This window comes from Streptomyces bambusae, from assembly GCF_019400985.1.
GTDB lineage: Bacteria > Actinomycetota > Actinomycetes > Streptomycetales > Streptomycetaceae > Streptomyces > Streptomyces bambusae_A.
Genome location: NZ_WTFF01000322.1, coordinates 1 through 8219, shown reverse-complemented (window position 1 = coordinate 8219; position 8219 = coordinate 1). Strand labels below are relative to the sequence as shown.

At 75.8% G+C, this 8219-nt stretch carries 7 protein-coding genes and 1 riboswitch; of the genes, 2 read left to right on the top strand and 5 right to left on the bottom strand.

Annotated features, from left to right (window positions below; translation table 11 throughout):
* The 5 genes from GPJ59_RS30035 to GPJ59_RS30015 form a co-directional block, all read right to left on the bottom strand.
* On the bottom strand, positions 1-806 hold an 806-nt coding region (locus GPJ59_RS30035; protein ID WP_219671065.1), incomplete at its 3' end, for an ABC transporter ATP-binding protein.
* Positions 803-2092, bottom strand: a complete 1290-nt coding sequence (locus tag GPJ59_RS30030; RefSeq protein ID WP_258025131.1) for an energy-coupling factor transporter transmembrane protein EcfT — start codon at positions 2090-2092, stop codon at positions 803-805. The genes GPJ59_RS30030 and GPJ59_RS30035, both read right to left, overlap by 4 nt.
* On the bottom strand, positions 2089-2787 hold the full coding sequence (locus GPJ59_RS30025) for an SCO2322 family protein (protein WP_219671064.1): 699 nt from the start codon (positions 2785-2787) through the stop codon (positions 2089-2091). The genes GPJ59_RS30030 and GPJ59_RS30025 overlap by 4 nt, the downstream gene beginning before the upstream one ends.
* On the bottom strand, positions 2784-4112 hold the full coding sequence (locus GPJ59_RS30020; protein WP_219671063.1) for a prenyltransferase/squalene oxidase repeat-containing protein: 1329 nt from the start codon (positions 4110-4112) through the stop codon (positions 2784-2786). The genes GPJ59_RS30025 and GPJ59_RS30020 overlap by 4 nt, the downstream gene beginning before the upstream one ends.
* A gap of 118 nt (positions 4113-4230) precedes the next feature.
* A riboswitch (cobalamin riboswitch) is annotated at positions 4231-4364 on the bottom strand.
* A 188-nt stretch (positions 4365-4552) separates the two neighbouring features.
* On the bottom strand, positions 4553-5584 hold the full coding sequence (locus tag GPJ59_RS30015; RefSeq protein ID WP_219671066.1) for an MBL fold metallo-hydrolase: 1032 nt from the start codon (positions 5582-5584) through the stop codon (positions 4553-4555).
* Positions 5585-6161: 577 nt separating this feature from the next.
* Here GPJ59_RS30015 and GPJ59_RS30010 point away from each other — a divergent pair.
* Both GPJ59_RS30010 and GPJ59_RS30005 read left to right on the top strand, forming a co-directional pair.
* Complete coding sequence (locus GPJ59_RS30010; protein ID WP_219671062.1) at positions 6162-7652, top strand: aldehyde dehydrogenase; 1491 nt, start codon at positions 6162-6164, stop codon at positions 7650-7652.
* The gene (locus GPJ59_RS30005) at positions 7652-7885 is read left to right on the top strand and encodes a ferredoxin (protein ID WP_219671061.1); all 234 of its coding nucleotides are present in this window, start codon (positions 7652-7654) and stop codon (positions 7883-7885) included. Before GPJ59_RS30010 ends, GPJ59_RS30005 begins: the two co-directional genes overlap by 1 nt.
* The last annotated feature ends 334 nt before the right edge of the window (positions 7886-8219 follow it).

Sequence of the window (8219 nt, the reverse complement as noted above, 5' to 3'; positions counted from 1 at the left end):
ACGCGGCTGCCGGCGGCGGCCCGGCGGCGGGCGTCGCGGACCGACAGCGGCAGCGGCGACCAGCCCGCCAGCCGGCCCAGGGACACCACCGGCGGGTGCACCGGGGAGACGGCCATGACCTCCGCCGGGGTGCCCAGCACCGGCGCGGCGCCCGGAGCGGGCAGCAGCAGGACCCGGTCGGCGTACTGCACCACCCGTTCCAGCCGGTGCTCCGCCATCAGCACGGTGGTGCCCAGGTCGTGGACGAGGCGCTGGAGCACGGCCAGCACCTCCTCCGCGGCGGCCGGGTCCAGCGCCGAGGTCGGTTCGTCCAGCACCAGCACCTTCGGGTGCGTGGTCAGCACCGAACCGATCGCCACGCGCTGCTGCTGGCCGCCGGACAGGGTGGACAGCGGGCGGTCGCGGAGCTCGTTCAGGCCCAGCAGGTCCAGGGTCTCCTCGACGCGGCGGCGCATGACCGCCGGCGGCAGGCCCAGCGACTCCATGCCGTACGCGAGCTCGTCCTCCACCACGTCCGTGACGAAGTGGGCCAGCGGGTCCTGGCCGACCGTGCCCACCACGTCGGCCAGCTCGCGCGGCGGGTGGGTGCGCGTGTCGCGGCCCGCGACCGTGACCCGGCCGTGCAGCGTGCCGCCGGTGAAGTGCGGGACGAGGCCGCAGACGGCGCCCAGGAGCGTGGACTTGCCCACCCCCGACGGGCCGACGAGGAGGGTCAGCTCCCCTTCGGGGACGGTCAGGTCGACGCCGCGCAGGCTGGGCTCCGGCATGCCGTCGTAGGCGATCGACACCTGCTCGAACCGGATCACGGACGGCTCCTGGGGGGTAGGGGTGCCACGAGGGCGGGCAGCAGTCCGAGGAGGACCGCGGCGGCCGGCCAGAGCGGCAGCGTGGGGGCGACCAGCGGGACGACGCCCGGCTTCAGGGCGTCCGGGGCGGTGCCGGCGGCGAGGATCATCGCGGCGGCGACGGCCGCGCCGGACCCCGCCACCAGCCAGGCGCGTACGCCCCACCGGTCCGGGCGGTAGCGGGTACGGACGCTGCGGCGGCCGCCGAGCCGCAGTCCGGCCACGGCCAGGACCAGGCCGCCGAGCAGGACCGGCAGCCCGTACGCGGCGCCTTCCGCGGCGAGCAGCCCGTACGTGCCGGCGCACATGCCGAGCAGGCCGCCGAGCGTGAGGGCGTGGGTGGTGCGGCGGACGGCGGGCGGGACCTGGGCGGTGCGGCCGTAGCCGCGGGCGTCCATGGAGGCGGCGACGGCCACGGAGCGTTCGAGGGCGCCTTCGAGGACCGGCAGGCCGATCTGGAGGATCGCCCGGACGCCGCCGGTGGGGCGGCCGCGGAGGCGACGGGCGGTCCGGAGGCGGGCGACGTCGGCGACCATGTTCGGCGCGAACGTCATGGCGACGACGACGGCCACGCCGGCCTCGTACAGGGCGGCCGGGAGGGATTTGAGGAGGCGGGCGGGGCTGGCGAGGGCGTTGGCGGCGCCTACGCAGATGAGCAGGGCGGCGAGCTTGGCGCCGTCGTAGGCGGCGAAGACGAGCTGCTCGGCGGTGACCCGGCCGCCGAGGCGGATGCCCTGCGCCCAGGCGGGGAGGGGGACCTCGGGGAGGGTGAAGAGGGTGTGGGTGCCGGGGAGGGGCGAGCCGAGGACGGCGGAGAAGAGGAGGCGCAGGGCGATGACGAAGAGGCCGAGCTTGACGAAGGCGGTGTAGGAGCGGGCCCAGGGGGCGTCGGTGCGGCGGGCGGCGACGACGTAGCCGGCGACGCCGACGAGGAGGCCGAGGAGGAGGGGGTTGGTCGTACGGGAGGCGGCGACGGCGAGGCCGAGGGCCCAGATCCACCAGGCCCCTGCGGGGAGCGCGTTGGACCGGGTGCCGGCGGGGGCACGCCAGCGGCTGTTGCCCCGGGCCTGGGCGGGGGCTCGGCCTCGGCCGCGGCCGGGGGCGGCGGCTTGGGCCGGCGCCTCGGCCGGGGCTGCGGCTCGGGCTGCGCCTGTGGTTGCGCCTCGGGTCGGGGCTGTGCCGCGGGTCGGGGTGGGGTTCGGTGTGGGCTGGTCGGCGGACGGGGAGGGGGGCGGGGGTGGGGTCATCGGGGGTGGCGGCGGGATCGGAGTACTGCGGCCGTGGCGAGGGCCGCCACTGCGGCGATGCCCGCCAGGAGGCCCAGGGACGGGCCGCCGTCGGACGAGGACGGGGCGGCGGATGGTGTGCCGGCCGGGGTCGGCTGGGTGCCGGGTGTGGTTGTCGGCGGGGTCGACTCCGGCGTGGTGACCTGGTCGCCGCAGCCCTGTTTCGGGTAGCCCGCGATCGCGCACAGCAGGGCCGAGCTGTTGTAGCGCAGCGGCTTCGCCACCTCCGCCAGGGCTTCCGCGGCCGAGGCGTCAGGGCCGACCTGGGCGCAGGCGGTCCGGGGCGTGGACCGAGGCGGGGTCTCGCCGGAGGGGGCGTCCTCCGGGAGGCCGAAGTCGATGACGACGGCCACCCGCTTGCGCCCCGCGGCGGGAGCCGTCGCCGCGCACACGGCCGCGAAGTCCGCGGCCGCCCCCGGCTTCGCCGCCTCCGCCGCCGCGTCCTTGCTCACCGCGAACCGGAAGCCCAGGGCCGTGCCGTCCGCCGGCCGGACCTGCGACGGGCCCTGGCTCGCGTACGCCCAACGGCCGTCCGGGCCGCCCTCCCAGAAGGACCAGTAGCGGTAGCCCGCCGCCTGGGCGGGTACGGCGACGCAGACGGTCGTGAGGAGGGCGAGGACCACGGCCCCGGAGAGGCGGAGGCGGTGGCGGGTCACGGCTGCTGCTGCTTCTTCCGGCGGCCGCTCAGCAGGAAGCCGATGCCGACACCGGCCGCCGCACCCGCGCCGATGATCCACCAGAGGTCCGAGGAAGAGGAAGAGGAGGACGACGACGCGTCCTTCTGCTCCGACTCCTCCTCCGTCTTCGTCTTCTCGGCCGGCGCACCCGCCGCCTGCGGTGCCGGGCCCTGCGCGTTCAGGGCCGCCACCAGGTCGGTCCCGCCGAAGGCGCGCGGGTCGGCGCCCGTCGCGTGCGCGGCCAGGATCAGCTGGGCGTACGCGGCCGGCCCGGCCGTCTTCGCCCATGCGGCGGCGTTCTGCTGGAGCCAGGCCAGCGGCTTGGCGGCCGCGCCCGGGTGGCCGGCGCCGGCGATGGCGACGACCGCGTCGGCCGTGTTGCCGAAGTCGGGCTGGTCGGTGGCGCCCGGCATGGCCGACATCAGGTGGTCGCCGGTCGCGGCCATGGTCTCGGCCAGGTACTTGGCGCCGTTGTCGGCGGCCTGCTGGGCATCCGGCGGCCCGGCCTTGCAGCTGAGCGGGTTGGCCTGGACGTCCTTCGGGCTGCCCGGGCCGCCGGGCACCGCCGCGGCCATGCCCTTGCCCAGGACGCCGAGCACGGCCGCGGCCGTCGCGTCGGCGTTGGGCAGCAGCCTGCCGGCCTTGGACTTGTCCGGCTGGGAGGCGAACGCGCCCATCGGCGTCGGGCCGGTCTCGCCCTCCTGCTGGCAGCGGATCTGGAGCTCCTGGAAGGCGTTCACGGCGGTCTTGCCCGCCTTCGACCTCAGCTCGGCCGGGTTCTCGCCCGCGGCGGTCAGGGCGCCGGCGACGATCCCGGTCGAGTTGGCGTCCGTACCGGTGTCCATGGCGGTGCCGGGGCCGTAGCTCCAGCCGCCGTCGTCGTTCTGGACGGACTTCAGCCAGTCCACGGCCTTCTTCACCGTCTCCTGGTGGCCGCCGAGCGCGGCGAGTGCCTGCACGGCGGCCGCGGTGGCGTTGGTGTCCACCGGCGTCGCCGCGTCGCACGCCTTGGCGGTGTCGGGGCGGAAGGCGGCGAACGAACCGTTCGCGCACTGCTGCCCCGTCAGCCAGTCCACACCGGCCTGCGCCGGCTTGACCCCGGCCGTGTGCTGGGCGAGGAGGGCCAGCGACTGGCGGAAGACGCCGTCGTAGGTGGGGTCGTTCGTGCCGTAGAGGCCCGGCGGGAGCGGTGTGCCCGCCCCGGGCGAGGGTGCGGCCGGCGCGGCGAGCGCGGCGGTGGGGGCGGCACCGACGCAGAGTACGGCGGAGGCGGCGAGCGCTGCGGCGCTGCGGCGGACGTTCATGCGGGGCGGTTGCCTCTCCTGCTGGGGAGCAGGAGGCGGGCGCGCGGGGGTGCGCACCGGGCTCCGGCTCCGTGACCTCGACGGTGCCGACCGCCGGCATCGGGTCCGGCGGCACGAGCTGTTCGACACCGTACGGGGCGGTCCGGCTCGCCCGCGGGGCGCGGGTCACGGTTGCGGGTCAGCGCCGGATTCGCACCGGCTTCCCCCGTACGGAAGTGTTGACGACCGCCTCACTGTACCGGCCCGTCGGTACGCCGTCCGGGGGCGCCGGCCTTCCCCGTGCGGTACGCCGTCCGTGCGCCGTCCGTACGTCGTCCGAACGCCGTCCGGGGCGCCCGCCTTCCTCGTCCGGGGCGCCGGCCCTCCCTTGTCCGGTACGCCGCGCAGAGCTACGTCCCGAGCTGTGCCCCGAGCTGTCCCCGGACTCCGCGCCGCGTCCCTCACAGCGCCCGGTACGCCACCGGATCGCTGCCCGGGACGGCCTCCGCGCGGCCGAGTTTCACCAGCCGCCGCAGGTGCGCCTCCGCCTCCGACACGGCGATGTTGCGGGAGCCGTACGGGATCTGCGCCCACGGCCGGTTCCACTCCATCCGCTCCGCCAGCGCCCAGGGGGTGAGCGGTTCACCGGACAGCAGCGTCCACAGGTCGTCCAGGCGCTCGGCGTGGTGCGCGAGCAGTTCGCGGACCCGGGCCGGGGCGTCGGTGAAGGCGTGCTGGTGGGCCGGGAGAACCTCGGCCGGGGCGAGGCGGGCGATGCGTTCGAGGGAGTCCAGGTAGTCGCCGAGCGGGTCGGTGACCCGGGTGTCGGTCGGGTCCTCGTACAGGCCGATGTGCGGCGAGATGCCCGGTAGGAGGTGGTCACCGGAGAAGAGCCGGCCGTGGCCCGGCAGCTGCGCGGGGTGCTCCTCCTCCAGGTGGAGGCAGACGTGGCCGGGGGTGTGCCCGGGCGTCCAGATCGCGCGGAGCCGGCGGCCGGCGAGGGGGAGCAGCTCGCCGGGGGCGATCTCCCGGTCGGGCACGGCCGCGCGCAGGCCGGGGAAGGTGCGCCGCCGGCCGGAGCGGCGGGCGGCGCGCAACGGGGCGAGGTGCTCCTCGGGGGCGCCGGCGGCGGCGAGCTTCTCGCTCATGTAGTCGAACCACACGCCCGGTTCGGCGGCGCGGGTGCGGACGACGACCTCGGTGTCGGCGGCGTGCATGGCGATCCAGGCGCCGGAGGCCTCGCGCACGCGGCCGGAGAGGCCGTGGTGGTCGGGGTGGTGGTGGGTGATGACCACGCCGTGCACGTCGGCCACCGCGATGCCGAGGGCGGCGAGGCCGCCGGTGAGGGCGTCCCAGGAGGCGGGGTCGTCCCAGCCGGTGTCGACGAGGACGGGGCCGCGGTCGGTGTCGAGGACGTGGACGAGGGTGTGGCCGAGCGGGTTGTCGGGGATGGGGACCTTGACACCCCACACACCACCACCGTGGTCGACCACGCCGCTGTCGCCGTCGCTGTCCGTGCCGCTGTCGCCGTCCGCGCCGCGGTCGCGGTCGCGGTCGATGCTCCGCCCGGTGGCCGGGCCGGTGCCTGCAGCCGTACCGCGGCCTGTGCCGCTGACGCTCTCCGTGCCCGCGCCTGCGTCCCCGCCCGCGCCTGTCTTCGTACCGCGGCTCGTGTCCTCGCCCGTACCGCTGCCGGTGCCCGTAGTGCGGCCCGTGCCCGCACCAGCGCCGCGGGCGGTGCCTCTGGCGCTGCCGCTTTCGGTGCCCGCACCCGTCTCCCCGCCCGCGCCCGCCCCGCGCCCCGTACCCGCGTCGCTGCCGCTGTCCGCCATGCCCGCTCGCCCCGCTTCCCCGCTCCGACATCGCAAGAACGTGTTTCAGTGCTGGTCCACGTGGTAGCCCAAGTGGTAGCCCAAGTCGACCATCTGTGGGGCGGTTCTGACCAGTGTTCGGATGTCCCGGTGTCCCGCCCGTGGACTCCGTCTACTAGAACTGGTATCAGTTTTGCCATCTGTTCTGAAACACCGTCAGGGCGTTGGCAGCGCGCGGCAGCCGCAGGAGGCATCAGCCATGACCGAGCTCGTGGACCACGGACAGCTGTTCATCGGCGGGGAATGGGCGGACCCCCTGGGCAGTGACACCATCGACGTCGTCTCTCCGCACACCGAGCAGGTCATCGGCCGGGTCCCGCACGCCTCCCGGGCGGATGTGGACCGCGCGGTCGCCGCCGCCCGCAAGGCCTTCGACGAGGGGCCGTGGCCGCGGACGAGCCTGGAGGAGCGGATCGCGGTCGTCGCGCGGATCAAGGACGCCATCGCCGTACGGCACGAGGAGATCGCCCGCTCGATCAGCTCGCAGAACGGTTCCCCCTACTCCTGGAGCGTCCTGGCCCAGGCGCTCGGGGCGATGATGGTCTACGACGCCGCGATCCAGGTGGCGCGCGCCTACCCCTACGAGGAGCACCGCCAGGGCGTGCTCGGGCCGATCCTGGTACGGCGCGAGCCGGTCGGTGTGGTCGCGGCCGTCATCCCGTGGAACGTCCCGCAGTTCGTGGCGGCGGCCAAGCTGGCGCCGGCGCTGCTGACCGGCTCGGCGGTGGTCCTCAAGCCCTCGCCCGAGTCCCCGCTGGACTCGTACATCCTGGCCGACATCGCGCGGCAGGCCGGGCTGCCGGAGGGCGTGCTGTCGATCCTGCCGGCGGACCGGGAGGTCAGCGAGTACCTGGTCGGCCATCCCGGGATCGACAAGGTGGCCTTCACCGGGTCGGTCGCCGCGGGCCGGCGGGTGATGGAGGTGGCCTCCCGCAACCTGACCCGGGTCACGCTGGAGCTCGGCGGCAAGTCGGCGGCCGTGGTGCTGCCGGACGCGGACCTGACGGCCGCGGTGCCCGGGCTGATCCAGTCGGGCTGGATGAACAACGGCCAGGCGTGCGTCGCCCAGACCCGGATCCTCGCGCCGCGCAGCCGGTACGACGAGGTGGCCGAGGCGCTGGCGGCGGCGGTCTCGGCGCAGGTCGTCGGCGACCCGCTGGACCCGGCGACGCAGATCGGGCCGCTGGTCGCACAGCGGCAGCAGCGGCGTTCGCTGGACTACATCCGGCTGGGCCAGGAGGAGGGCGCGAAGATCCTCGCGGGCGGCGGGGTGCCGGCGGGCCTGGAGCGCGGCTGGTACGTCGAGCCCACGCTCCTCGGCGACGTCCACAACTCCATGCGGGTCGCCCGCGAGGAGATCTTCGGCCCGGTCGTCTGCCTCATCCCGTACGGCGACGAGGACGAGGCCGCGCGCATCGCCAACGACTCGGACTTCGGGCTGAGCGGGAGCGTGTGGTCGGGCGACGCGGAGCGCGGGATCGACTTCGCGCGGCGGGTGCGGACCGGGACGTACAACGTCAACACGTTCAGCCTGGACATGCTCGGGCCGTTCGGCGGCTACAAGAACAGCGGTGTGGGCCGGGAGTTCGGCCCGGAGGGGCTGAGCGAGTACCTGGAGCACAAGATGATCCACCTCCCGGCGGGGTACGCCGCGCCCGGGGCGGCGCCGGAGCCGGAGGCGGGGATCTGATGGGGGACCGCTGGCAGGTCGAGGTGGACCGGGGGGTCTGCATCGGCTCGGGGATGTGCGTGAACCACGCCCCTGCGGGCTTCCGGCTGGACTCGGCCCGGCAGTCCCACCCGGCGGAGCCGGAGACGGATGCCAACGAGGCGGTCCTCGCGGCGGCCGAGGGCTGCCCGGTCGAGGCGATCATGATCACCCTGGCGGAGAGCGGCGAGGCGGTGTTCCCACCGGAGGAGTGAGGGGCGGCGGGTGCGGGGCGGGTGCGTGGCGCGTGCGTTGCGGGGGTGTGGCAAGGGGCCGGGTGGTGTCGGCCCCCGCGTCAGCCTAAGCGCTCCGCTGGAAGTGCGGTGATGAAACCGCGGGCCGGTGGGGGCTGGTCGCGCAGTTCCCCGCGCCCCTGACGGGGCGCGGTAGCGCACCGGACTTCGCTGAGCCCGCTTGGCGGCGCCGGGCGGGTCGGCCTTCCCGGCCGTCGAGCGGCGCCGGGCGGGTCGGCTTCCTCGGCCGTCGACGGCTCGGCCCCTGCGTCGGCGGGGCGCCGCCGGCCAGGCGTCCCGCCGGGTGGTGCTGGCC

Bases quoted from the DNA above. Each gene is read 5' to 3' on its own strand.
- GPJ59_RS30030 (WP_258025131.1), bottom strand. From the start codon at position 2,092: ATGACCCCACCCCCGCCCCCCTCCCCGTCCGCCGACCAGCCCACACCG.
- GPJ59_RS30020 (WP_219671063.1), bottom strand. From the start codon at position 4,112: ATGAACGTCCGCCGCAGCGCCGCAGCGCTCGCCGCCTCCGCCGTACTC.
- GPJ59_RS30010 (WP_219671062.1), top strand. From the start codon at position 6,162: ATGACCGAGCTCGTGGACCACGGACAGCTGTTCATCGGCGGGGAATGG.
- GPJ59_RS30005 (WP_219671061.1), top strand. From the start codon at position 7,652: ATGGGGGACCGCTGGCAGGTCGAGGTGGACCGGGGGGTCTGCATCGGC.